Origin of the sequence: Pseudomonas oryzihabitans, from assembly GCF_032027545.1 — a bacterium.
GTDB lineage: Bacteria > Pseudomonadota > Gammaproteobacteria > Pseudomonadales > Pseudomonadaceae > Chryseomonas > Chryseomonas oryzihabitans_F.
The window spans coordinates 181,150-204,480 of the sequence record NZ_JAVSJB010000004.1 but is presented as its reverse complement, the minus strand read 5'-3'; the positions used below and the strand labels follow the sequence as shown (position 1 = coordinate 204,480).

Genomic DNA, 23,331 nt, shown 5'->3' with positions numbered 1-23,331 from the left:
TAGATCGATGTTGAACACCATCCTCCCCATCCTGCTCTTCGCCGCCCTGGCCCTCACCGTGATCGGTGCCGTGCGGCGGTTCAGTCTCTGGCGGCAGGGCCGCCCCGCCCAGGTCGACTGGCTCGGCGGGCTGCTGAAGATGCCACGACGCTACCTGGTGGATCTGCACCACGTGGTCGACCGCGACAAGTACATCTCCAAGACCCACGTGGCCACCGCCGGCGGTTTCGTCCTGGCGGCGCTGCTGGCCATCCTGGTGCACGGCTTCGGCCTGCACAGCCGTATTCTCGGCTGGGCCCTGCTGGCGGCCACCGCCTGCATGTTCACCGGTGCCCTGTTCGTCGCCAAGCGTCGTCGCGATCCGCCGGCGCGGCTGTCCAAGGGTCCCTGGATGCGCCTGCCCAAGAGCCTGCTGGCCTTTGCCGCGAGCTTCTTCATCGCCACCCTGCCGGTCGCCGGCATCCTGCCGCCGGACTTCGGGGGCTGGCTGCTGGCCGCGGTGCTGGCGGTGGGCGTGGCCTGGGGCGTGTCCGAGCTGTTTCTCGGCATGACCTGGGGCGGTCCCATCAAGCACGCCTTCGCCGGTGCCCTGCACCTGGCCTGGCACCGTCGCGCCGAGCGCTTCAGCACCCCGCACAACGCCAGCGCCGCCCGCTCCAGCGGTCTCAAGGCCCTGGACCTGCACGATCCCAAGGCGCCGCTGGGCGTGGAAAAGCCCGCCGACTTCACCTGGAACCAGTTGCTCGGCTTCGACGCCTGCGTCCAGTGCGGTCGCTGCGAAGCCATGTGCCCGGCCTTCGCCGCCGGCCAGCCGCTCAACCCCAAGAAGCTGATCCAGGACATGGTGGTCGGCCTCAAGGGCGGCAGCGATGCCCACTACTTCGGCTCGCCCTATCCGGGCAAGCCGGTCGGCGAGCACGCCGGCGGTCCGCACCTGCCCATCGTTGCCCGCCAGGGCAAGGCCCTGGTGGACGCCGAGACCCTCTGGTCCTGCACCACCTGCCGTGCCTGCGTCGAGGAATGCCCGATGATGATCGAGCACGTCGATGCCATCGTCGACATGCGTCGGCACCTGACCCTGGAACGCGGCGAGACGCCGAACAAGGGCGCCGAGGTGCTGGAAAATCTCATCGCCACCGACAATCCCGGCGGCTTCGCTCCCGGTGGCCGCCTGAACTGGGCCGCCGACCTGGACCTGCCGCTGATGCAGGACAAGGGCCAGGCCGAGGTGCTGTTCTGGGTCGGCGACGGCGCCTTCGACATGCGCAACCAGCGCACCCTGCGCGCCTTCGTCAAGGTGCTCAAGGCGGCCAAGGTGGACTTCGCCGTGCTCGGCCTGGAAGAGCGCGACAGCGGTGACGTGGCCCGGCGTCTGGGCGACGAGGCGACCTTCCAGCAACTGGCCAGGCGCAACATCGAAACCCTGAGCCAGTATCGCTTCCAGACCATCGTCTCCTGCGATCCGCACAGCTTCCATGTGCTCAAGAACGAGTACGGCGCCCTGGGTGGCCACTACCAGGTCCAGCACCACAGCACCTTCATCGAGACCCTGCTCAGCCGTGGCACCCTGCACCTGGGCCAGCACGCGCTGGCCGAGCAGGGCGCCACCATCACCTATCACGATCCCTGCTACCTGGGTCGCTACAACGGCGAGTACGAGGCCCCGCGCGCCGTGCTCAAGGCGCTGGGTATCGCGGTCAAAGAGATGGAGCGTTCCGGTTTCCGTTCGCGCTGCTGCGGCGGTGGCGGCGGGGCGCCCATCACTGACATCCCCGGCAAGCAGCGGATTCCCGACATGCGCATGGCCGACATCCAGGAAACCGGCGCCGAGCTGGTGGCCGTGGGCTGCCCCCAGTGCACCCTGATGCTGGAGGGCGTGGTCGCCCCGCGCCCGGAGATCAAGGACATCGCCGAACTGGTGGCCGAGGCCATCGTCGAGGCGCCGGTGGACAGCAAGCCCGCGGCCACGCGCCGGCCGGTGGCGGAGGCCTTGTCGTGATCGGGCGTCGTGGCCCCCTCACCCTAGCCCTCTCCCCGAGGGGAGAGGGGATGGTAGCGAGTGCCGGGCGAGTTCGAGCGTTCGCCTGCAACGTCGGCAGTTGCCATCCGGCCGTGCTGCCGCTCTTTTCTTTTACCCCCTCTCCCCTCAGGGGAGAGGGCTGGGGTGAGGGGGCCACCACGCCCATCGCCCGACATTCCCACACGGAGCGCCCCGCATGAGCATCATTCGTCGCGACCCGCGCCGCGAGTGGATCGCGCGCAACCGTCTGCATCCCCTGCACGCGAGCATCGCCAGCAGCGCCGATGCCGAAAGCCGCTGGATGGGCCCCAATGGCCTCGTCCGCAAGAATCCCCATGCCGCCGCGGCGGGCTTCGTCGGGCCCCAGGGCCTCAAGCGTATCGACCGCAGCGGCGCCCAGCAGGGTGGCCACCAGCGTGGCGCGGCCCAGGCCGTGGCAGAGCAACTGCCGTTGCACCAGATCGCCGAACCAGCCTTCTACATCGCCGTGGTGCCCGACCTGGTCAGCGGTCGTCTGACCGCCCATGACCGTGACCTGCTGGGCCTGGCCCGGCAACTGGCCGGTGCCGAGGGCGCCGTGCTGGCCGTGGTCTTCGGCGAGGTCAAGGAAACCGCCTTCGATACCGCCGGCGTGGATCGCCTGCTGCATCTGGAGGGCGAACAATTCCAGGGCTACGCGCCCGAGCAGCGGGTGCTGGCCCTACGTGCGGTGAACAACGAGCTGCAACCGCGCCACTGGCTGCTGCCCGACAGCCGCAGTGGTGGCGGTGAACTGGGCCGGCGTCTCGGCGCAGCCCTGTATGAGCGTCCCGCGACCCGCGTCTGGCAGGTCAAGGACGGCCTGGCCATCGGCCGTGCCGGTGCCGGTCGCCAGGACCTGCAACAACCGCTGCCACGGCTGGTGCTGGCCCTGCCGGAATGCGCGGAGCCGGTCGGCGAGACTCGCCACGAAGTCCTGCCACTGCAATTGAGCGGCAGCATCGCCCGGCATCTGCCGCGCATTGAGGATCTCGGCCCGGTCGCGGTCGATCCCATGCAGATTCCCCTGGGCGAAGCCGAATTCATCCTTTCCGGTGGCAACGGTATCAGCGACTGGACGCTGTTCCACCGCACCGCTGCCCTGCTGGGCGCCACCGAAGGGGCTTCGCGAGTGGCGGTGGACGACGGCCATATGCCGCGCAACCGCCAGGTCGGGGCCACCGGTACCTGGGTCACCGCACGGGTCTATCTGGCCGTGGGCATTTCCGGTGCCGTGCAGCACCTGCAGGGCATCGCCAGTTGCGACAAGGTCATCGCCATCAACACCAATCCGGGCTGCGACATGGTCAAGCGTGCCGATCTGTCGGTGATCGGCGATGGCGACGCCATCCTGGCCGCCCTGGCGCGCCTGGTCGAACAACAGCGGGCGGAGGGCTTGCAGGATGTCGCTTGAGCAGCAGTTGCCGTCGTTGGACGGTGTGAACGTCGTGGCCCTGGTCTCCGTCGGGGCCCATCCCACCTCCGGTCGCGCACGACGCGCGGAACAGGATGCCCGCGCCGTGGAGCTGGGCCTGCGCCTGGTCGGCGAGCGCCTGCGCGTACTGCACGCCGGTGATCCCGCCGAAGAGGCCCTGCGCGGCTACCTCGGCATGGGCGTGCCGTCGCTGCATGTACTGGAACAACCGACGGGTGCCGATGCCCTGCCGGCGCTGGGCGATACCCTACGTGATGTCGGCGCCGGTCTGGTGCTGACCGGCAGCCAGGCGGAAACCGGCGAAGGCTCCGGCCTGTTGCCCTATCTGCTGGCCGAAACCCTGGGCTGGCCCCTGGTGGTTGGCCTTGCCGCGGTGGAAGCCGTGGAAGGCGGCCAGGCGACCGTACTGCAGGCCCTGCCACGTGGCCAGCGCCGTCGGTTGCGGGTACGGCTGCCCTTCGTCGCCAGCGTCGACAGCGCCGCCCCGGCACCCCGCCAAAGCGCCTTCGGCCCCGCCCGGCGTGGCGAGCTACAGGTGGAGACCCTCGAGGTAGTGCAGGATAGCCTGTTCGACAGCGGCGAACTGCAACCGGCCAAGGCGCGCCCCAAGCGCCTCAAGGTGATCAAGGCCAAGACCGCCGCCGACCGTTTCAAGGCCGCCACGGCCAAGGCGTCCGGCGACGGCGGCCAGGTGCTGAAGGACCTGGCCCCGGAAGCCGCTGCCGCCGCGATTCTCAAGGTATTGCGCGAGGAAGGCGTGGTGCGCTGAAGCTTAAACCCCCTCTCCCCTTGGGAGAGGGCCGGGACGAGGGTAGCCCCTGGCATCCAGGCCTCAGGTGGAAAAGGCTGCCCCGTTTTCCACGCTACGGTGCTGATTGTTCTTTTATCGCGGCCATGGGCCGCTCCTACAGATTCCCGATACACCCCGTAGGAGCGGCCCATGGCCGCGATAAAGGCGGAGATGCGCGCTCTAGTGCGCCTCGTCCCAATTGCCACCCACCCCCGACTCCACCAGCAGCGGCACGTCCAGCTCGCCGGCACCGCTCATCAGGGGTAGCAGGCCTTCGCGCAGACGCTCCACCTGGTCCTCACGCACCTCCAGCACCAGTTCATCGTGCACCTGCAGGATCACCCGGGCGTCCAGCTCCGGGGTCGCCTGTAGCCAGCCGTCCACCGCGATCATGGCGCGCTTGATGATGTCCGCCGCGGTGCCCTGCATGGGCGCGTTGATCGCCGCGCGTTCGGCGGCGCGTCTCAGACCCTGGTTCTTGGAGTGGATGTCCGGCAGGTACAGCCGGCGCCCGTAGAGGGTCTCCACGTAGCCCTGGTCCACCACCTGGGCGCGGGTGCGCTCCATGTACGCCAGCACGCCGGGATAACGCTGGAAATAGCGGTCGATATAGGCCTGGGCCTCGGCGCGGCCGACGCCGATCTGCTTGGCCAGGCCGAAGGCGCTCATGCCGTAGATCAGGCCGAAGTTGATGGCCTTGGCGCGCCGCCGGTGTTCGTTGCTGACCTCTTCCAAGGGCACGCCCATCACCTCGGCGGCGGTGGCGCGGTGCACGTCCAGGTCGTTCTGGAAGGCGTGCAGCAGGCCTTCGTCCTGGGCCAGGTGGGCCATGATGCGCAGCTCGATCTGCGAGTAGTCCGCCGCCAGCAGGCGATAGCCCTGGGGCGCGACGAAGGCCTGGCGGATGCGGCGGCCCTCGGCGGTGCGGATCGGGATGTTCTGCAGGTTCGGGTCGCTGGAAGACAGCCGGCCGGTCGCGGTCACCGCCTGGTGATAGCTGGTGTGGATACGCCCGGTACGCGGATTGATCTGCTGCGGCAACTTGTCGGTGTAGGTGCTCTTGAGCTTGCTCATCTGCCGGTACTGCATCAGCACCTTGGGCAGCGGGAAGTCCTGGTCGGCCAGCTCCTGCAATACCGCTTCGGCGGTGGAGGGCTGGCCGGAGGCGGTCTTGCTGACCACCGGCAGGCCCAGCTTGACGAAGAGTATCTCGCCCAGCTGCTTGGGCGAGCCCAGGTTGAATTCCTGGCCGGCCAGTTCATAGGCCTCCTTTTCCAGGGCGATCATCTTCTCGCCCAGTTCGCGGCTCTGTACCCCGAGCAGCGCCGAGTCCACCAGGGCGCCGTTGCGTTCGATGCGCGCCAGTGCCGGCACCAGCGGCATCTCGATGTCGCGCAGCACCGTGGCCAGGCCCGGAACGGCCTCCAGCTTGGGCCAGAGTGTCTGGTGCAGGCGCAGGGTGACGTCGGCGTCTTCGGCAGCATAGGGACCGGCCTGCTCGATGGCGATCTGGTCGAAGGTCAGTTGCTTGGCGCCCTTGCCGGCGATGTCCTCGAAGCGGATGGTGCTGTGGCCCAGGTACTTGAGCGCCAGGCTGTCCATGTCGTGGCGGGTGGCAGTGGCGTCCAGCACATAGGATTCGAGCATGGTGTCGAAGGCGATGCCCTGGATCCTGATGTCATAGCGATCCAGCACATTGAGGTCGTACTTGCCGTGCTGCATGACCTTGAGCTTGGCCGGGTCTTCCAGCAGCGGCTTGAGCGCAGCCAGTACCTCGTGCAGATCGAGCTGGGTCGGCGCGCCCATGTAGCTGTGGGCCAGGGGCACATAGGCGGCCTGGCCCGGCGCCACGGCGAAGGACAGCCCCACCAGGTCGGCGCGCTGGGCGTCGATGCTGGTGGTCTCGGTGTCGAAGGCGAAGCAGTCGACTTGCTGCAGGCGAGCCAGCCAGGCGTCGAACTCGGCCTGTTCCAGCACGGTGTCGTACTGGGTCTCCACCTGAGTGGCGGTGCTGTCCTCGGCCAGCGGCAGCGGTGCTCCCTTGGCCTTGGTGTCGCGGATCAGCTCGTCCAGCCAGGACTTGAATTCCAGCTCCTGGTAGAGCGCCATCAGGGCTTCCACATGGGGTTCGCCGACCTTGAGCTCGTCGAAGCTCAGCTCCAGCGGTACGTCCAGCTTGATGGTGGCCAGCTGGTAGGACAGGTAGGCCTGCTCGCGATGCTGGTCCAGCTTGGCGGCCAGGGACTTGGCGCCACGCAGGGGCAGGGCGGCCACCGCCTCGAGATTGGCATAGAGGGTATCCAGGCCACCGCCGATGCTGTTGAGCAGGCCGGCGGCGGTCTTCTCACCCACCCCGGGCACGCCGGGGATGTTGTCGATCTTGTCGCCCATCAGCGCCAGGTAGTCGATGATCAGTTCCGGGCCCACGCCGAACTTGGTCTTGACCCCTTCCACGTCCAGCACGCTGCCGCTCATGGTGTTGACCAGGGTGACATAGGGGCAGACCAGCTGGGCCATGTCCTTGTCGCCGGTGGAGATCACCACCGGGCGCTCGGCGCTGGCGCAGTGGCGGGCGAGGGTGCCGATGACGTCGTCGGCTTCCACCCCTTCGACGGCCAGCAGCGGCAGGCCCAGGGCGCGGATGCAGGCGTGCAGCGGCTCGACCTGGCCGCGCAGGTCGTCGGGCATGGCCGGGCGCTGGGCCTTGTAGTCGGCGAAGAGTTCGTCGCGGAAGGTCGGGCCCTTGGCGTCGAAGACCACGGCGAAGAGGCTATCCGGATACTGGCGGCGCAGCGAGAGCAGCATGTTGAGCACGCCCTTCACCGCGCCGGTCGGCTTGCCGGTGGAGGTCATCAGCGGCGGCAGGGCATGGAAGGCGCGATAGAGATAGGAGGAACCGTCCACCAGGACGAGAGGGGCGTGGCTCATGGTCTGGACCTTTGTCGTGGCGTGTGCGGCGTCTGTCCGGCCAGTCTCGACTACGACTGGGCCGGGTTCCAGGCTCTGTACGAAAGGTGTCTGCGCTCGGTGATGCTTCGTTGAAAAAGCCTTCGGAATGCTCATTTACCACTCGTAAACTCCGCTTCCTCAGTCTTTTCCGCCTCGCCTGACCTTCGCTCGACGACTTTTCGTACAGGGCCTAGAATCGACCACTCGCTCCGTTCAAAAGGTCAAAGGTTACCATGGGTGCTCGTCGCTTCCTTCTTGCCGCTTTGCTGCTGGCGCCGCTGGTCCAGGCCGCGGAGCCGCTGCCGCCCGGGGAAAAGCCCTTGCCTGACGAGATCAGGGTGATCCGCTACCAGGCCGGCGACCAGACCATCGAGGAGACGCGCATCCGCGGCGTGCTGCAGTCCACCCGGGTGATCCCCAAGCATGGCGCGCCCTACGAACTGGTGCCCGCCGATGGCAGCAGCACTGCGTCCAACGACAAGCCGACCCTGCACGTGCCCAGCTGGCGCCTGTTCAGCTGGTAGGCGCAGGGCGCCTGGACCGGTAAACTGCGCGCCGCTCGCACATTCTCCCGCCAGGCCCCGTCATGTCCGTCTTCACGCCCCTCGACCGTCCCACCCTCGAAGCCTTTCTCGCGCCCTATGGCCTGGGCCAGCTGCGGGATTTCCGGGGCATTGCCGAGGGATCGGAAAACACCAACTACTTCATCAGCCTGGAAGGCGGCGAGTTCGTCCTGACCCTGGTAGAGCGTGGTCCGGTCGCGGAGATGCCGTTCTTCATCGAGCTGCTCGACGTCCTCCACGACGCCGACCTGCCGGTACCCTATGCGGTGCGTACCCAGGATGGCCAGGCCCTGCGCGAGCTGGCCGGCAAGCCGGCACTGCTGCAACCGCGCCTGGCCGGTCGCCACGAGCGGGCGCCCAATCCCCATCACTGCGGCGAAGTCGGCCACCTGCTGGGCCATCTGCACCGGGCCACCGCTGGCGAGCGCCGCCTCGAGCGCGCCAGTGACCGCGGCCTGGCCTGGATGCTGGCCGAAGGCGAACGCCTGGCGCCGACCCTGGAGGCGACCGCCCGGCCGTTGCTGGAGCGCACCCTGGCGGAGCTCCGTGAGCTGCTGGCGGAGCAGCCAGCGCTGCCCGAGGCCAATCTGCATGGCGACCTGTTCCGCGACAACGTGATGTTCGACGGCCCCCGGCTGTCAGGTGTCATCGACTTCTACAACGCCAGTTCCGGCTGGATGCTCTATGACCTCGCCATCACGGTGAACGACTGGTGCTCCACCGATAGTGGCGAGCTGGACCTGCCCCGCGCTCGCGCCCTGCTGGCCGCCTATGCCGCCGATCGCCATTTCACGCCGCGCGAGGCCGAGCTGTGGCCGGTGCTGCTGCGCGTGGCCTGCGTACGCTTCTGGCTGTCGCGCCTGATCGCCGCCGAGGCCTTCGCCGGCCAGGACGTGCTGATCCATGACCCGGCTGAGTTCCAGCAGCGCCTGGCGGCGCGCCAGCAGCCCGTGCTGGAATTGCCACTGACTCTGTAAGAGCCTGTTCAAAGTCTCGCGAGCTAGAGACAAACAAGGCGAAAAGGCCTGGGGAAGCGGAGTTTACGAGTGGTAAATGAGCATTCCGAAGGCCTTTTCAACGCCGTTTGACCGACGCGCAGCAGACTTTGAATAGGATCTAAGGACTCGGGTTCCACGTGGAACCCGTTAGCTGACCATTCGCGCTACAACGGCAATAGACGCTCGATGACGGGCTGCGCCTGTCCCTGGCGCTGCCAGGTCAGGGTCGCCCGGAGCAGACTGCCCGGTGCGGCGCCCAGGCGACTGAGCACCGGGCATCCAGCGTCCCTGACCTCGCCGGCCTGCCGTGTGCGGGCAATGCCCGCCGGCCCCCGCATTTCCAGCAGCAGCTCATAGCTGACCGCGTTGGCTTCGCCGGGGAAGCACAGCCGTACCTGGGCGCCCCCGGCCTGGGGTTGCAGCTCCAGCTCGGCGCTGCCGAAGGCGCCGCTCGCCAGGGGCAGGAGGATCGCCAGCAGCCAGGCGGCGCGGTTCATCGCTGGTTGATGGTGGCGCTGTTGCCGAAGCCGTTCTGCGAGATCCGCGCGCTGTCGTTGAAGCCGTTGAAGTTGGCCGAGGTCTGCAGGATGCTTGCGCGGTTGCTGTCGCCGACCTGGGTGATGCTGGCGGTGCTGATGGCACTGGTGGTGTCGAGGCGCGCCTCGTTGCCGTTGCCGGTCTGGACGATGCTGGTCTGGTTGCTGTCGCCCCGCACGGTAGCGCTGGCCAGGTTGTCATCGCCGGTCGAGCTGCCGGTGAAGCGGTTGCCGCGGCCAGCCTGGTCGACGTTCAGCTCGTTGCGGTTGCCGTCCTGGGTGAAGGTCAGTTCGTTGAACTTGCCGGAGGAGGCGACCGTAGCGACATTGGCCTGGCCGCGCTGGGTCAGTTCCACGGTGTCGACCGAATAGCCCTGCTGGGTCAATGAGAGGCGGTTGTCGGTGCCGAGCTGGGTGAGGGTGGCCATGGCGCTGTCGCCGCTCTGGTCGACCCGCACCTGGTTGTTGTCGCCGTTCTGCTCCAGGGTCAGCTGGGCATTGGACGCCGTCTGGGTCAGGGTACCGCTGTTGCTGCCCACGGAACTGACGGTGGCCTGGTTGCCAAAGCCATCCTGGGTCAGGCTGTGGACGCTGCTGCCGGCTTCCTGGCGCAGGGTCGCGATGTTGCCTACGGCGTAGCCGTAGACATCCCCGCCCTGGGTGATGGTGGCGCTGCTGGCGCCGGTCTGGACCACGCTGATGGCGTTGCTCTCGCCCTGCAGTTGATAGAGGGTGGCGTTGTTGCCGGCGCCGCTCTGGTCCAGGGTAATGGTGCCGCTGTTGCCGTCCTGCTGGAGGCTGGCGGTGTTGTTCTGGGCGAGGGCGCCGCCGGCGACGAGGGCCAGGGTCAGGGCGGCCAGGGGCTTGAGTAGAAACATCTGTCTGATCTCCATGAGTGCCATCAGCGGTACTGCCGTACCACCGTGTGCTGGTTGTTTCCGTACTGGACGATGCGGCTGGAGAGCCCCGAGCCGTACTGTTCGATGCGGGCGTCACCCTGGACGCCCAACTGGCGGATGTCCGCGCGGTTGTCGCTGCCGACCTGCTCGATGCGGGCGACATTGCCATAGCCAGCCTGCAGGATAACGGCGCTGAGGTCGTTGCCCTCCTGCAGCAGGCGAGCTTCCTGGGCGGCGCCGCTCTGGGCGATGTAGCCTCGCAGTGGTGCGCCGCGCTGCTCGATGAGCGCCTGGTTGCCGGTGCCGACCTGCAGGATGGCCGCGTCGCGCTGGGCCACCGGTGCGGCGCCCAGGTCACCGGTCTCCATGAGGTCGGCGGCAAAGGCGGGAGCGGCCAGGCCCATCATCAGGGCGAGGCGGGCGGCGAGGCTGCTGGCGGAGCTGCGCATGGCTATCACCGTCATGGCGTGGATGTTGTCGCGGAGCATTGTCCAGAGCCGCCTGGCCCCTCGCTATCGCTCCAGGGAGCGAAACCAACCGGGTGGGCGGATTAATGCCTAGTGTGGTGTTTCAGACGTTCGCACCATAATTGGCGAGTGATTTTTGTCCGGTTCGGCGCTCCGACCGGGCCAGGCGCCAGGACGAGTCATAGCAGGGCTATGGCGAGGAGTGGCAACACCGCCCGGGGAGGTCCGCCTCTGCGGCAAAAAGCGCCGCCAAAATTGTGCAGTTAACTTCTGAAACACCACACTAGCGGCGGGTCGGTTCCAGGTACTTGGTCAGCGCCGGATCACGGGCATCGCGCCCATCGGCCACCAGCCACAGGCGGCGCTCGACGCCCTGGGCGATCAGATGGGCGACCGCCGCCTCGATGGCCGAGAGCACGCATAGCTGTGCCGGCTCGTTGGTGGTGTAGCCGGACTCGGCTTCGAGCAGCTTCTTGAATTCGATGAACTTGAAGACCCCGGCCTGGCGCCCGATGGAGTAGATGGTCTTGGAGGTCATGACGTTGGCCAGCACCCGGCCGCTGCGGGTGTCGATGGCGCGCAGGTTCACCGTCACCTGGTCGACCCGGTATTCCTCGGACAGGCCGATGCCCAGGTAGCGCGCGCCTTCGCCGCCGCTGCGCACGTTGGTGTCGTAGGCCACCACGCCGCCTTCGAGCAGTAGGTTGGCCGCCTGCAGCGAGGGCAGGGCCTGCTGCAGGTTCTCCGGCTGGTCGGGTTTGCTCTGGGTGGCGCGGATGATCTTGCGCTCGGTCAGCAGGTTCTGCAGGCCTTCGCGTTCGAGCACCACGAACCAGCCGCTGGCCTGCAGGGCATCCACCAGCATGCTGCCGGCGCCCTGGGTGACGGCGGTGGAGAAGGAGCTGGCCGGATTGGGCTTGTACTGGCCGGTCTGGTCGCGAAAGCCATAGACGGCGGCCACCAGCGGGCCCTTGGGTGGCGGCAGGGCGAGCAGGTCGTAATAGGTGGAGGCGCGCGGCGTCAGGGTCGGGGCGGCGTGCTGTTCGGCGGGCATGGGGTCGCGCACGCACCCGGTCAGGACGAGGGCGGCGGTCAGGGCCGCCGCCAGGGAAAAGGCGTTCATGGCAGGCATCCGTGCTCAGGGTTGGTTGAAACCGTTGACGGAGATTTCCGAAATCTCCCCGGTACTGCGGTCGGTGATCTGCACGGTCAGGTTGCCGGAGTCGTCGACGATGTTGACGATGAACTGGTCGGTGGACAGCGTGCCGGAGTTGCCGTCCTGGATGTTGGTCAGCACCTGGGACAGCAGCCGCGATTCCAGCTGGCTGGTGAAGCGCTCGAGGGGCGACTGGCTGTTGCTGCTGCGCAGATCGGGATCCTTGTGGCGATCCTGGGCGGTGGCGTTGTTCAGCAGGTAGGTGCCGTTGAGCGGGTTGCCGCCGAAGGAGGGATTCACCGGCGAATAGACCAGCTCGGTGGCTTGCGCCATGGCGACGCCCAGGGTCCAGAGCAGGGGCAGGGCCTTCCAGGCGTGCGCGTTCATAACTCGTCCTTATCCATGTCGAAAGTATCCTGCAGGAGGTTCTCCAGGCGCCGCCGGGTGATGCCCTCGTGGACCTGGTCCGCCGCGGCGTAGGCGGCATCCTTGAGTTCACTGTTGTTCGGCGGAATGAACTGGCGATAGAGCAGCCGCTGCTCGTACTCGACCCAGACCAGGCTGCCCCAGCGTGCCGAGGGCCGTTCGCGTACCACCAGGTTGAAGTCCAGTTCGGTGGTGTCGGTCAGCCGGTCGGCGAAGTGGCGATAGAAGTCGTGGCCGAAGCGGGAGATGGTGTTGTCCACCAGCAGGCCCTGAATCACCTCGCCCTCGGCGCGCAGCGTGCCGCTCAGGAGCAGGCCGAGCAGCAGCCAGGCCACCTTCATCCCGGCAGATCCTGGCCGGCATGGAAGCGCAGCGCCGCCTCGGCGCGGTTGGCGGCGCCGGTCTTGCGCAGCAGGTTGTGCATGTGGCTCTTGACCGTATGGGTGCTCAGGCAGAGCGCCTCGCCGATGGCGGCGTTGGACAGGCCGCGGCCGACCAGCCGCAGGATCTCCCGCTCGCGGCGGGTCAGGCCGTCGACGGCCATGCTCGGCCGCTCGCGCGAACGGCGCAGCAGGTGGGCGAGGATGGCGCGCGGCAGCCAGTCCTCGCCGGCCAGCAGGGCACCCAGGCCCTGCAGCAGTTGTTCGGGGCTGGCTTGCGGGGCGAACACGCCCTGGATCGCGGGAAAGCGCTCGACCCAGGGCAAGGCCTGCTCGGGCGTGGCGTTGAGGAAGGCCACGGTGGCGACCGGCGGCTGGCCTTCCAGCCAGCGCTCGAGCTGCGCCACCGGCACGCTGCCGAGATCGACCAGCACCAGGCTGGCGTCACCGACGTCATCCAGTTCGCGGGCCAGGATCAGCTCGATACCGTGGCGTTCGTGCAGGAAGGGTTTGAGCAATTCCGCCAGCAGGACGTTCGCCGTCGTCAGGCGGACCTTTCTCGCAGGGTCCGTGCGCATGTCCATATGTGCTGCCTCATCATCCGTTGCGCGAACGCTGAGACAAATCGACCCGCACGACAAGCGAAAACTGACTGATTTCCAGCGACTTAACGGCTCTGTGGACCGTTTGGCAGATTGTTGCCGTGCTGGCTTCTGGCTGCTAGATCCAAAGGATTAGTTCGGAGGATGGAGCGGCGAGCGAGGCACCGGCAGGCTGCCAGTGCCTCTCGGCCTCAGCGGGTGAGGGTGACCTTGCGCAGGTGCCGCGGCTGGTCCGGGTCCTGGCCGCGGGCCTCGGCCAGCAGTGCGGCCATGCGGTAGAAACTCTGGATCGCCAGGAGGCCGTCCAGGTCGGGATGAGCGGCGGTGACCAGGGGCAGGTCACGTTCGGCGATGTCTTCCGGGGCGGCCAGCAGCACCCGGGCGCCGCGACCGCGGAGGTCGCGGGCCAGTTGCAACAGGCCGGCCTGTTCCGGGCCGCGCAGGGCGAAGATCAGCAGCGGATAGCCGCGCTCCACCAGTGCCAGGGGACCATGCTGCAGCTCAGCGCCACTGAAGGCTTCGCCTTGCAGCGCCGAGGTCTCCTTGAGCTTGAGTGCGGCTTCCTGGGCGATGGCGAAGCCCGGCCCACGGCCGACCACCATGCAGCGCTCGGCGTCACGCAGCACTGGCAATGCTGGCGCCCAGCTCAACTCGGCGGCGCGATCCAGGGCCGCGGGAAGGGCCGTCCCGGCGGCGAGCAGGGTCTCGTCCTGCTGCCAGTGGGCGATCAGCCGCGCCGCGGCGGCCAGGGTGGCGATGAAGCTCTTGGTGGCGGCGATGCTGTGTTCCGGTCCCGCCTGTACGCCCAGGGCGTGGCGGCAGGCCAGCGCCAGCGGCGAGTCGATCTCGTTGACCAGCGCCGCGGTACGGGCGCCGTAGCGATCCAGGGCGGTGAGGGTCTCGATCAGATCGGGGCTGCGGCCGGACTGGGAAAAGCCCAGGGCGAGCTGGCCTTCGACGCGCAGCGGCGCCTGGCGCAGGGTCACCAGGGACGGTGGCAAGGACAGCACCGGCAGACCCAGGTGGGCCATGGCCAGATAGGCGAAGTAGCTCGCCGCATGATCCGAGCTGCCACGGGCCACGGTGAGCGCCAGCTGGGGCGGATTGGCCCTGAGATCGGCAGCCAAGTCCGCCAGGGCCTGGTCGATGGTCTCCAGTTGGCGGGCGACGGCCGCCCCGCTGGCGGCGGCTTCTGCGAGCATGAGCGAGGTCAAGAGGGTCTCCTACGGCCATAGCCTGATGCCGCCCACTCTGCCATTCCGCCCCGTCGCCGACCAGCATCGTGAAGAGACCGCGGAGGCGGACGGTCCCGGAACTCCCCCGAGGGCTTTCCCCAGGAGGTCACGGTTCTCGCGTTGGCAGGCTCCACCGCTCACGCCGTTTTTCCAGCAGGAGCCCCCAGCATGGCCTGACGGACTCTAGTGTGGTGTTTCAGAAGTTATCTACACAATGTCGGCGGCGCTTGTTGCCGCAGAGGCGGACCTCCCCGGGCGGCGTTGCCACTCCTCGCCATAGCCCTGCTATGACTCGTCGCGGCGCCTGGCCCGAAGACAAAAATCACTCGCCAATTCTTGTGCGAACGTCTGAAACACCACACTAGAGCTTGAAACGTGCCATCTGGGTGGCGAGGTGCTCGGCATAGTGGTTCAGCGCTTGGCAGTCCTGATGGCATGTCTGCACGTCCTTGACGGTGGACTGGGCGAGGTCGGCGATGCCCTGGATGGTGACGTTGATGTCTTCGGTCACCGCGCTCTGCTCTTCGGTGGCCGTGGCCACCTGTTGATTCCGGTCCGCGAGCCCAGCCACATAGTCGGCGATCCGATTCAGCGACTCGCCCGTCTGCTGGCTGGACATCACCCCGGTCGCGGTCGCCGCCTGACCGGCACGGATCGAGGCGACCGCCTGGGCGGCGCCGGTTCGCAACTGCCCCATGATGGTCTGGATCTCGCCGGTCGCGCCTTGGGTACGCGCTGCCAGGGTCCTTACCTCATCGGCGACGACGGCGAAACCGCGCCCGCTTTCGCCGGCGCGCGCGGCCTCGATTGCCGCATTGAGGGCGAGCAGGTTGGTCTGGTCGGAAATACCGCGAATGGTGGTGGCGATCCGCTCGATGGTGGCGATCTGCTCGGCCAGCTGTTCCACCACGCCGGCGGAGGTGCCGATGTCGCGCGACATGCCTTCTATGGTGGCGATCGAATGTCCCACCACCGTCCTGGCGGAGGTCGCTTCGTGTTGGGTGTCTTGGGACACCTCTGCGGCTTCGGCGGCATTCCGGGCGATTTCCTGAACCGTCAGGCCCATCTCATGCACGGCGGTGGCGACCGTCTCCGTCATTTCCTGCTGGCGCACCGCCCGGGTCGCGGTACCGTCCACCACCTGGGCAACGCCCTTGACGCTGCGCCGCAACTCTTCACTGGTCTGCAGCGCATCGCCGACCAACCGCCGCAGGCTTTCGATGAAGCGGTTGAAGCCACGGGCAAGGTCACCCAGCTCGTTTTCGCGATGCTCGTCCAGGCGCCGGCTGAGATCGCCCTGGCCGCCACCGATGTCCACCAGCGCCGCCGTGACCTGGCGTATCGGCCGGACGATGCCGCGGGCGATCCAGGCCACGAACAGCAGGAAAAGCAGCACGATCGCCAGGCTGATCGCGCCGATGAGGGTCAACGTCTGGCGCGCGGGCCCATACACCTCGGCCGCGGGAATCTCGCCGACCAGCACCCAGCCCAGCGAGGCTACCGGCCGGCTCAGCGCCAGATAGTCTTCGCCGTTACGGGTGAAATGCAGGGTGTTCCCCTCCAGCGCCCCCGCCTTGAGCAGGGCCGCGGCCGGCGCCGCGCCGGTCAGCTCGGCCAGGGTCGAGACGTCGTTCCTGCTCGCCTCGGGATGGATCTTGATCTTGCCATCGGCACTCACGAGAAAGACCTGGCCCTGGCTGCCGAAGCGAAATTCGCGGATCAGCTCGGACAGCTTGCTCAGGCTGAAACCGAGCCCGGCGACGCCCACCGCCGTCCCGGCATGCTCCACGCGCTGGTTGATGAACAGGGTCGGGACCTTGGTGGTCTGGTCGATATCGATGTCCAGCGTGCGCTCCTTGCCGCTGTCGAGGAAGTCGTAGAACCAGCGATTCTCCGGCGCGCTGCGCAGGAGGGTGCGGTCGAGACCCTGGCTGGTGAAGTAATGGGCGCTGTCCTTGGCGACGATGAAGGTGGAAAGCGCCTGTTGCCGGGTCTTTATCTCGGCCAGATAGCGAATGAAGGCGGGTTGTTGAGCGGCAGCTTCCCCGTTGGCCAGCCATTCGCCGACCAGCGTGTTGTCGGCGATGTCCGTGGCGGCGTTCAGCGGGGCGGCGAGCAACCGCTCCAGATCATTGCGGATGGCCTCGACACTGGCCGGCATGGCTTGGCCGACCAGGTAGCGATCGCTGAGCCGGTTCAGGGCGAAGGCATAGAGGGCAATGATGATCAGGCTGCTGGTGAGCAGGGCTGCCCCCATGCTGGCCGTCAGTTGGAATTGAATACTTTTGCGCCAGCGCTGCATGACAAACCCCGGGAATCAGGCGTACGAGAAAACATGACCGTTCGGACAACTTTTCATCTCCAGACAAAAGTCGTGCCACTGTCCGAAACCCAGGTGGAAGCCGCGAGCTTGATACCTTGCCGTCCGGCTCAGCGAAAGGCCATTGCTGGGCAAGGGGCCCTAAGTCAGTGCAGCGCCGCCTGACGTGACCGATATTGTGGCCAGGTGATATCAGTCCCTTTGCTGCCTGCCGGGAACAGCTGGCGTTGGGGCGTGAAGCACCCAGGCGGCAAGGCCACCCGGTGGGGCGCTTGAGGTCCGCAGCGATGCGTTTCGGAACCGGGGTGCAGAGCCCCTAGTCACCCTCGTCCGCCGCGCCGCCGGTGAATTGCAGGTCGTGCTTGCGCAGCTTGTCGGAGAGCGTCTTGCGCGGCAGGCCCAGGGCTTCGGCGAGACTGCGCAAGGAGGCATGGGGCCGGGCCAGTTCGCGCTGGATGAGCTCGCGCTCGAAGGCCTCCACCTGTTCGCCCAGACCCGCGGCCAGTCCGGCCGGCGCTGGAGCGACAGGTGTCGGGGTAGCCCCGGGCGGCATACTGAAGGGCGCATAGGCGCTGTTGTCCAGGGCCAGGTCCAGTCCCAGGGCGAAGCGCTCGGCGGCGTTCTGTAATTCGCGTACGTTGCCCGGCCAGCTGTGGCCGATGAGTGCGGCGCGCTGCTCGGCATCGGGCTCGCGCACCGGCGTGCCATGGCGCTCGGCGGCGGCCAGGGCGAAGTGGCGGAACAGCGGCAGGATGTCTTCGCTGCGCTCGCGCAGGGCGGGAATGCGCAGGGTAGCGACGTTCAGCCGGTAGTAGAGGTCGGCGCGGAACCGGCCCTGGTCGGCGGCCTGGCGCAGGTCTTCCTTGGTCGCGGCGATCACCCGGATGTCCAGTGAAATCTGCTGGTTGGAGCCCAGCCGCTCGACCTTGCGTTCCTGCAGCAGGCGCAACAGCTTGACCTGGACATCCAGGCTCATGCTCTCGATCTCGTCGAGGAAGAGGGTGCCGCCGCTGGCGTATTCGAACTTGCCGATGCGGCGTTTCTGGGCACCGGTGAAGGCGCCCTGTTCGTGACCGAAGAGTTCGCTTTCCACCACGGATTCGGCGAGGGCACCGGCATTGATGGCGACGAAGGGACCGTCACGTCGATTCGACAGGTCGTGCAGGGCGCGGGCCACTACCTCCTTGCCTGCGCCGGTCTCGCCGTGGATCAGCACATCGGCCTGGGTGGCCGCCAGGGCGCCGATCTGATCGCGCAGGCGGGCCATGCCCGGGGTCTGGCCGATCAGGCGCGTCTGCAGTTCCTGGCGCTCGGCCAGGGCCAGGCGCAGGCTGCGGTTTTCCAGGACCAGATGGCGGGCGCCCAGGGCCCGGCGCACGCTGTCGATCAGGGCGTCGTTGGCGAAGGGTTTCTCGAGGAAGTCGTAGGCGCCGGCACGCATGGCCTGCACCGCCAGGGGCACGTCGCCGTGGCCGGTGATGAGCACCACCGGCAACTCGGCGTCGCGCTGGTGCAACTGGGCCAGCAGCTCCAGGCCATCGATGCCGGGCATGCGGATGTCGCTGACCACCACGCCGGGCCAGCCGCGCACGGCGACCATGTCCAGGTCACGGGCATCGGCCAGGGTGGTCACCTTGAAGCCGGCCAGGTCCAGGGTCTGGCTCAGGGCCAGGCGCAGATGGGCATCGTCGTCGATCAGCAGGATCTGGCTGGCGGGATCGAAGGGGGGCAGGGTGTTCATGACAAAGACCTGAATGTGAGAGGCGACGCGGTCAACCGCGGACTTCTTCCTGGGGCACCGAGGCGACGCCGGGCTTGCCGTGCAGCAGGTAGAGGCGCACCTCGGCACCGCCATCGGCATGGTTGGACAGGTGCAGGTGGCCACCCAGGGTCCGCAACAGGTTATCGCAGATCGCCAGGCCCAGGCCGAGTCCCTGGGCGGTGGCCTTGGTGGTGAAGAAGGGTTCGTGGGCGCGGGCCAGGGCCTCGCTGGAGAAGCCGGGGCCGTTGTCCCTCAGGACCAGGGTCACGCCGCGTTCGTCGATACGCGTCGTCAGCCACAGCCGGCGGGTACTGGTCTTTTCCGCCAGGGCGTCGAGGGCATTGCTCAGCAGATTGCTGATGATCTGCCGCAGGCGGGTTTCCCCGGCCTGCACCCACAGCGGTGCATCGGGCAGGTCGCGGATCAGCTCCACCTGCATGGCCCGGCGGCGGGCGGCGACCAGCGCCAGGGCATCTTCCAGGGCGCCCTGCAGCACCACGCTTTCCGGTGCGCGCCGGGCGCCACGGGCGTAGGCCTTGAGGTGGGCGATGATGTTGGCCATGCGCGTGGTCAACTCGCCGATCAGCTTGAGATTGCCGCGGGCATCGTCCAGCCGATCGTGATCGAGCAGCACGACGGCGTTTTCCGTATAGCTGCGGATGGCCGCCAGTGGCTGGTTGAGTTCGTGGCTGATGCTGGCCGACATGGTGCCCAGCGCCGAGAGCTTGCCGGCCTGCACGGCTTCGTCCTGGGCGCGCATCAGTTCGCGCTGCGCCTGTTCGCGGTCGTGGACTTCCTGCTGCAGCCGCGCGTTCAGCGTCTGCAGGTCACGGGTGCGTTCCTCCACGTTCAGTTCCAGGTCGCGCTTGGCCCGGGCATCCAGCGCCAGGCGCTCGATGAAGTGGCGCCGTCTCAAGGTCATCACCACTAGCAGCAGGAGCAGCGCCAGCAGGGTCGCCGCGCCCACGTAGAGCGCGCTGCGTACCTGGCGCTCGACCATTTCCCGCGGCGCCAGGATCTGCGCGGTCCAGCCCACCTCGTCCAGATCGCGGGTCTGGGTCAGCCAGTCGCTCGGTACCAGGCTCAGGGGTGGCGGATTGGTGGTGGGATAGGGGCGGTTGGCATTGACCTGCTCGCGCTGGCGTTCGTCCAGCGGACGGGTGGCGCGAAAGCGCCAGGCGTCGTGGGAGGTGAGGATGACCACGCCCAGGTCGTCGGTGACCAGCAGTTGCTCGGGCGACTTGCCCCAGAGCTGTTCCGCGCTGTCCAGGTCGACCTTGACCACTACCACGCCGATGGCGCCTGCGCCGTCGCGTACCGCTGCGGCGAAATAGTAGCCGCGTTTGCTGGAGGTGGTGCCGAGGCCGAAGAACCGCCCGGGCTGGCCCTGCATGGCCGCCTTGAAATAGGGGCGGAAGGAGAAATCGCGGCCGATGAAGCTGTCTGGTTGGCGATAGTTGGAACTGGCCAGGCAGGTGCCGTCGTCTTGCATCAGATAGATGACGTCCGCACCGGTACGCTGGCGGATGTCCTCCAGCATGCGACTGGCGGCGTCCTGGGACGCCTCGTCACCCTGGTGCGCCAGGGCGTTGCGCAGCACCGGGAGATCGCCCAGCAGGTCCGGCAGCACCTCGTAGCGTCTCAGGGTGCCCAGCAGGTTGGCCACGTAGAGATCCAGGGTCTGGCCGTTCTGCTCGGCCAGCTGCGCCTCATAGTAGTGCTGGGCCGCATAACGTAGCGGGATCAGCAGCAGCGTCAGGCCCAGGGCCAGCAGTAGCAGGCTGCTCCAGCGCGGGCGCTTGGGTAGATCGGGGCTCTTGGACATGGGCGGGCACGGTGGGGGACTCCCGACATTATGCCCAAGGCCAGGCCGCTGCGAACGCGTTGCCGGATTGTTAACGCGTTGGCAGTCGACTGAAATATCTTGTTACCTATCGGCCCGACTGTGGAGGCGAACACGCTTTTGCCGGGCGAAAGGCGGCTAACTGAACCGGCAATCAGCCACCGAAGGAGTGACTTCGATGAAAAGCACCACCCTCTGCTTGACCCTCGCCGGCCTCCTGGCCACCTCTGCCGCCTTCGCCCAGACGGCGCCCGCCGATCCCGCGGCGACGCCGAGCGCCACCACCAGCAGTCCCGCCAAGAGCGGCAAGCAGGCCACCACCCACCACAAGAAGGTGGCCCACAAGAAGGTCCACAAGGCCAACAGCACCAGCGGCAGCTGATCCGCGGTGCGGCACCTCCCCGGGCGGGAGGTGCCTAACTGGAAGTGAATCCCTGTCGAGGAGTCCTCCCATGCGCAAGACCCTGGTGTTTCCCACCCTGATTCTCGGCCTTGGCCTGTCCGCTGCCACGTTTGCACAAACCAGCCCGACCAATCCGCCTGCCACCCCTGCGCGACCGGATTCCACCAGTACCCACAGTATGGAAAAGGCGCCCAGCACCGGTGTCGGCGCCGCCGACAATGGCACCAGTGCCGGCTCGGGCAGCGATACCGGCACCGATCATGTGAAAAAGCCGAAGACCAAGCATCAGCAGCATTAGAGCCTGTTCAAAGTCTGCTGCGCGTCGGCCAAACTGCGTTAAAAATGGCTTCGGAATGCTCATTTACCACTCGTAAACTCCGCTTCCTCAGTCATTTTTGCCTTGTTTGTCTCTAGCTCGCGAGACTTTGAACAGCCTCTTCGTCGGGGCGCCCATTCCCGCCGGGAATGATCCGATGAGTAAAGATCGCTTGAGTGGCCTGCGCGGGCGTGTCGAAATCGGCTTCTAGCTTGAGCCAGGAGCCGCTCCCATGACCGCCCCGTCGCTGCTTTCCCCGGACGTCATCCGTACCCGTTTTTCCCAGGCCATGTCCGCGATGTACCGCCAGGAAGTGCCCCAGTACGGCACCCTGCTGGAACTGGTCGCCGAGGTGAACGCCGGACAGCCGGGGTTCGCCCAGGACTCCGCGGAGCGCCTGGATCTGGAGCGCCATGGTGCGATCCGGGTCGGCACCGCGGCCGAGCTGGCCACCCTGCGCCGGTTGTTCGCGGTGATGGGCATGCAGCCGGTCGGCTACTACGACCTGAGCGTGGCAGGCGTGCCGGTACACTCCACGGCTTTCCGCCCGGTGGACCCGGTCGCCCTGCAGCGCAATCCCTTCCGCGTCTTCACCTCGCTGCTGCGTTTGGAACTGATTGGAGACGCCGAACTGCGCCAACTGGCCGAGCGGGTGCTGGCCGAGCGCCGTATCTTCACCCCCGGTGCGCTGGAATTGATCGAGCGCGCCGAGACCCAGGGTGGCCTGACCGACGCCGAGGCCGATGCCTTCGTCCAGGAAGCCCTCGAAACCTTCCGCTGGCACCGCGAGGCCAATGTTGACGCCGGTCTCTATCAGCGTCTGCATGATGCCCATCGGCTGATCGCCGACGTGGTCTGCTTCAAGGGCCCCCACATCAACCACCTCACCCCACGCACCCTCGACATCGACGCCGTCCAGGCACTCATGCCTGCGCATGGCATCGCGCCCAAGGAAACCATCGAAGGTCCGCCCCGTCGCCAGTGCCCCATCCTGCTGCGCCAGACCAGCTTCAAGGCCCTGGAAGAGCCCATCCTGTTCCAGGGCGAAGTCCAGGGCTCGCATACCGCACGCTTCGGCGAGATCGAACAGCGCGGCGTCGCCCTCACCCCGGCCGGTCGGCAGCGCTACGACGAACTCCTGCAGGACGTCCGTCAGCGCAGCAAGACTCCGGGTAGCGACTATGCAACCGTGCTGGCCGAGGTATTCCAGGCCCTGCCCGACAACTGGGACGAACTGCGCCGCCAAGGCCTGGCTTGGTTCCGCTACCGCGCTACGGCCTGCAGCCGACCGGCTACCGATAGTCGCGATCCCGAGGCCCTGATCGCCGCTGGCCAGCTCATTGCTGACCCCATCACCTACGAGGACTTCCTGCCGGTCAGCGCCGCCGGCATCTTCCAGTCCAACCTGGGTGCCGGCAGCCAGCAGGAATACCAGAGCGGCGGTAATCGCGCGGCCTTCGAAGCCGCCCTGGGCGCCCCGGTGCTCGACGAGATGGCGCTGTACGAGCGCCAGCAGCGCGAATCTCTGGACGCCGCCCTGGCTGCCCTCGGCCGCCCCGCCTAGAATGAGGCTCCCGCGTCGACGGCCTATGCTGCCGACGCCCGCCCCTGGCCGGGAGCCACGATGTTCACCAAGCTCGATCCAACCGACTGGCAGCTCATCCACCTGCTGCAGCAGAACGCCCGCGCCTCCAACGCCACCCTGGCGCGCCAGTTGGGCCTGGCGCGCACCACCGTGGTCACCCGCCTGGCGCGCCTGGAGCGCGAGGGCATCATCCAGGGCTACGGCCTGCGCCTGGGTTCCACACTGGAGCAGGCCGCCGTCCGCGCCTACTGCGCCATCAGCGTCCTGCCGCGCAGCACCGCCAGCGTCATCCGCGCCCTGGAAAAGATGATCGAGGTCGAGGAAGTCTCCTCCGTCAGCGGTCAGTTCGACTACCTGGCCTTCCTGCGCTGCACCACCCACGAAAAACTCGACGACCTGCTGGACCGCATCGGCAACCTTGAGGGCGTGAAGCAGACGCAGACGTCGATCATCCTCAATCGGAAGATCGATCGGCGCGGTGGGGAAAGTTGAGCTTGGTTCGAAAGAGCCGTTTGTTGCTGGGTGGTATACTAGAGAATAAGTGAATAACAGTACTATAGCTGTATCAGCTGTATCAGCTGTATCAGCTGTATCAGCTGTATCAGCTGTATTGTGTGTTGAGGTATCT

General features: G+C 67.2%; 21 protein-coding genes and 1 pseudogene. 9 read left to right on the top strand and 13 right to left on the bottom strand.

What is annotated here, in order from left to right:
• Positions 1–7: 7 nt before the first annotated feature.
• From dgcB to RND78_RS08235, 3 genes are all read left to right on the top strand, one after another.
• Positions 8–1,999: a dimethylglycine demethylation protein DgcB gene (gene dgcB, locus RND78_RS08245; protein WP_312727619.1), complete on the top strand. Its 1,992-nt coding sequence runs from the start codon at positions 8–10 to the stop codon at positions 1,997–1,999.
• Between the two features lie 217 nt (positions 2,000–2,216).
• Entirely contained in the window at positions 2,217–3,452 is a 1,236-nt protein-coding gene (locus RND78_RS08240; RefSeq protein ID WP_312727617.1) for an electron transfer flavoprotein subunit alpha/FixB family protein, read from the top strand.
• A complete protein-coding gene (locus tag RND78_RS08235; RefSeq protein ID WP_409457026.1) occupies positions 3,442–4,242 on the top strand; it encodes an electron transfer flavoprotein subunit beta in 801 nt (266 codons plus the stop codon). Before RND78_RS08240 ends, RND78_RS08235 begins: the two co-directional genes overlap by 11 nt.
• A 201-nt stretch (positions 4,243–4,443) precedes the next feature.
• Here the strand turns inward: RND78_RS08235 and polA are convergent, their stop codons facing one another.
• Positions 4,444–7,191, bottom strand: a complete 2,748-nt coding sequence (polA, locus tag RND78_RS08230; protein ID WP_312727616.1) for a DNA polymerase I — start codon at positions 7,189–7,191, stop codon at positions 4,444–4,446.
• A gap of 254 nt (positions 7,192–7,445) precedes the next feature.
• Here polA and RND78_RS08225 point away from each other — a divergent pair, with 254 nt between their 5' ends.
• Both RND78_RS08225 and RND78_RS08220 read left to right on the top strand, forming a co-directional pair.
• Entirely contained in the window at positions 7,446–7,736 is a 291-nt protein-coding gene (locus RND78_RS08225) for a DUF2782 domain-containing protein (protein WP_312727614.1), read from the top strand.
• A gap of 62 nt (positions 7,737–7,798) precedes the next feature.
• The gene (locus RND78_RS08220) at positions 7,799–8,752 is read left to right on the top strand and encodes a homoserine kinase (protein ID WP_312727613.1); all 954 of its coding nucleotides are present in this window, start codon (positions 7,799–7,801) and stop codon (positions 8,750–8,752) included.
• Positions 8,753–8,937: 185 nt separating this feature from the next.
• Here the strand turns inward: RND78_RS08220 and RND78_RS08215 are convergent, their stop codons facing one another.
• The 12 genes and pseudogenes from RND78_RS08215 to RND78_RS08165 form a co-directional block, all read right to left on the bottom strand.
• Positions 8,938–9,270 (bottom strand): hypothetical protein, encoded by a 333-nt coding sequence (locus RND78_RS08215; RefSeq protein ID WP_312727611.1) that lies wholly within the window; start codon positions 9,268–9,270, stop codon positions 8,938–8,940.
• Positions 9,267–10,187, bottom strand: coding sequence for a hypothetical protein (locus RND78_RS08210; RefSeq protein WP_312727610.1), 921 nt, complete (start codon positions 10,185–10,187; stop codon positions 9,267–9,269). Before RND78_RS08210 ends, RND78_RS08215 begins: the two co-directional genes overlap by 4 nt.
• 23 nt (positions 10,188–10,210) lie before the next feature.
• Positions 10,211–10,696 carry a curli fiber surface-exposed nucleator CsgB gene (locus RND78_RS08205; protein ID WP_409457025.1) on the bottom strand — a complete coding sequence of 162 codons (486 nt, stop codon included), beginning with the start codon at positions 10,694–10,696 and terminating at the stop codon, positions 10,211–10,213.
• 262 nt (positions 10,697–10,958) lie between these two features.
• The gene (locus RND78_RS08200) at positions 10,959–11,798 is read right to left on the bottom strand and encodes a CsgG/HfaB family protein (protein ID WP_312727608.1); all 840 of its coding nucleotides are present in this window, start codon (positions 11,796–11,798) and stop codon (positions 10,959–10,961) included.
• Positions 11,799–11,813: 15 nt separating this feature from the next.
• Positions 11,814–12,218 (bottom strand): curli assembly protein CsgF, encoded by a 405-nt coding sequence (locus RND78_RS08195; RefSeq protein ID WP_312727606.1) that lies wholly within the window; start codon positions 12,216–12,218, stop codon positions 11,814–11,816.
• Positions 12,215–12,598: a curli production assembly/transport protein CsgE gene (gene csgE / locus RND78_RS08190; protein ID WP_312727604.1), complete on the bottom strand. Its 384-nt coding sequence runs from the start codon at positions 12,596–12,598 to the stop codon at positions 12,215–12,217. Before csgE ends, RND78_RS08195 begins: the two co-directional genes overlap by 4 nt.
• Positions 12,595–13,221 carry a LuxR C-terminal-related transcriptional regulator gene (locus RND78_RS08185; RefSeq protein ID WP_312727602.1) on the bottom strand — a complete coding sequence of 209 codons (627 nt, stop codon included), beginning with the start codon at positions 13,219–13,221 and terminating at the stop codon, positions 12,595–12,597. Before RND78_RS08185 ends, csgE begins: the two co-directional genes overlap by 4 nt.
• A 209-nt stretch (positions 13,222–13,430) precedes the next feature.
• Entirely contained in the window at positions 13,431–14,441 is a 1,011-nt protein-coding gene (locus RND78_RS08180) for an SIS domain-containing protein (protein WP_312728107.1), read from the bottom strand.
• A 394-nt stretch (positions 14,442–14,835) separates the two neighbouring features.
• Positions 14,836–15,573, bottom strand: a complete 738-nt coding sequence (locus RND78_RS28200) for a methyl-accepting chemotaxis protein (RefSeq protein ID WP_409457029.1) — start codon at positions 15,571–15,573, stop codon at positions 14,836–14,838.
• Positions 15,574–15,693: 120 nt separating this feature from the next.
• Positions 15,694–16,635, bottom strand: a pseudogene (locus RND78_RS28195) (cache domain-containing protein); the annotation flags it as partial.
• A 475-nt stretch (positions 16,636–17,110) separates the two neighbouring features.
• Entirely contained in the window at positions 17,111–18,535 is a 1,425-nt protein-coding gene (locus tag RND78_RS08170; protein WP_312727600.1) for a sigma-54 dependent transcriptional regulator, read from the bottom strand.
• Between the two features lie 31 nt (positions 18,536–18,566).
• The gene (locus RND78_RS08165; protein ID WP_312727598.1) at positions 18,567–20,381 is read right to left on the bottom strand and encodes an ATP-binding protein; all 1,815 of its coding nucleotides are present in this window, start codon (positions 20,379–20,381) and stop codon (positions 18,567–18,569) included.
• A 196-nt stretch (positions 20,382–20,577) separates the two neighbouring features.
• Between RND78_RS08165 and RND78_RS08160 the strand changes: the two genes are divergently transcribed.
• From RND78_RS08160 to RND78_RS08145, 4 genes are all read left to right on the top strand, one after another.
• Entirely contained in the window at positions 20,578–20,781 is a 204-nt protein-coding gene (locus RND78_RS08160) for a hypothetical protein (protein WP_312727597.1), read from the top strand.
• A gap of 70 nt (positions 20,782–20,851) precedes the next feature.
• A complete protein-coding gene (locus tag RND78_RS08155) occupies positions 20,852–21,100 on the top strand; it encodes a hypothetical protein (protein ID WP_312727594.1) in 249 nt (82 codons plus the stop codon).
• Between the two features lie 250 nt (positions 21,101–21,350).
• Positions 21,351–22,682, top strand: a complete 1,332-nt coding sequence (locus tag RND78_RS08150; RefSeq protein ID WP_312727593.1) for a VOC family protein — start codon at positions 21,351–21,353, stop codon at positions 22,680–22,682.
• Between the two features lie 60 nt (positions 22,683–22,742).
• Positions 22,743–23,195, top strand: a complete 453-nt coding sequence (locus RND78_RS08145; RefSeq protein WP_312727592.1) for an Lrp/AsnC family transcriptional regulator — start codon at positions 22,743–22,745, stop codon at positions 23,193–23,195.
• Positions 23,196–23,331 lie beyond the last annotated feature (136 nt).

Bases quoted from the DNA above. Each gene is read 5' to 3' on its own strand.
- RND78_RS08225 (WP_312727614.1), top strand. From the start codon at position 7,446: ATGGGTGCTCGTCGCTTCCTTCTTGCCGCTTTGCTGCTGGCGCCGCTG.
- RND78_RS08185 (WP_312727602.1), bottom strand. From the start codon at position 13,221: ATGGACATGCGCACGGACCCTGCGAGAAAGGTCCGCCTGACGACGGCG.
- RND78_RS08160 (WP_312727597.1), top strand. From the start codon at position 20,578: ATGAAAAGCACCACCCTCTGCTTGACCCTCGCCGGCCTCCTGGCCACC.
- RND78_RS28200 (WP_409457029.1), bottom strand. From the start codon at position 15,573: ATGACGGAGACGGTCGCCACCGCCGTGCATGAGATGGGCCTGACGGTT.
- RND78_RS08235 (WP_409457026.1), top strand. From the start codon at position 3,442: ATGTCGCTTGAGCAGCAGTTGCCGTCGTTGGACGGTGTGAACGTCGTG.
- polA (WP_312727616.1), bottom strand. From the start codon at position 7,191: ATGAGCCACGCCCCTCTCGTCCTGGTGGACGGTTCCTCCTATCTCTAT.
- RND78_RS08220 (WP_312727613.1), top strand. From the start codon at position 7,799: ATGTCCGTCTTCACGCCCCTCGACCGTCCCACCCTCGAAGCCTTTCTC.
- csgE (WP_312727604.1), bottom strand. From the start codon at position 12,598: ATGAAGGTGGCCTGGCTGCTGCTCGGCCTGCTCCTGAGCGGCACGCTG.
- RND78_RS08170 (WP_312727600.1), bottom strand. From the start codon at position 18,535: ATGAACACCCTGCCCCCCTTCGATCCCGCCAGCCAGATCCTGCTGATC.
- RND78_RS08195 (WP_312727606.1), bottom strand. From the start codon at position 12,218: ATGAACGCGCACGCCTGGAAGGCCCTGCCCCTGCTCTGGACCCTGGGC.
- RND78_RS08150 (WP_312727593.1), top strand. From the start codon at position 21,351: ATGACCGCCCCGTCGCTGCTTTCCCCGGACGTCATCCGTACCCGTTTT.
- RND78_RS08200 (WP_312727608.1), bottom strand. From the start codon at position 11,798: ATGAACGCCTTTTCCCTGGCGGCGGCCCTGACCGCCGCCCTCGTCCTG.
- RND78_RS08240 (WP_312727617.1), top strand. From the start codon at position 2,217: ATGAGCATCATTCGTCGCGACCCGCGCCGCGAGTGGATCGCGCGCAAC.
- RND78_RS08180 (WP_312728107.1), bottom strand. From the start codon at position 14,441: ATGCTCGCAGAAGCCGCCGCCAGCGGGGCGGCCGTCGCCCGCCAACTG.
- dgcB (WP_312727619.1), top strand. From the start codon at position 8: ATGTTGAACACCATCCTCCCCATCCTGCTCTTCGCCGCCCTGGCCCTC.
- RND78_RS08205 (WP_409457025.1), bottom strand. From the start codon at position 10,696: ATGCTCCGCGACAACATCCACGCCATGACGGTGATAGCCATGCGCAGC.
- RND78_RS08215 (WP_312727611.1), bottom strand. From the start codon at position 9,270: ATGAACCGCGCCGCCTGGCTGCTGGCGATCCTCCTGCCCCTGGCGAGC.
- RND78_RS08165 (WP_312727598.1), bottom strand. From the start codon at position 20,381: ATGTCCAAGAGCCCCGATCTACCCAAGCGCCCGCGCTGGAGCAGCCTG.
- RND78_RS08155 (WP_312727594.1), top strand. From the start codon at position 20,852: ATGCGCAAGACCCTGGTGTTTCCCACCCTGATTCTCGGCCTTGGCCTG.
- RND78_RS08210 (WP_312727610.1), bottom strand. From the start codon at position 10,187: ATGTTTCTACTCAAGCCCCTGGCCGCCCTGACCCTGGCCCTCGTCGCC.
- RND78_RS08145 (WP_312727592.1), top strand. From the start codon at position 22,743: ATGTTCACCAAGCTCGATCCAACCGACTGGCAGCTCATCCACCTGCTG.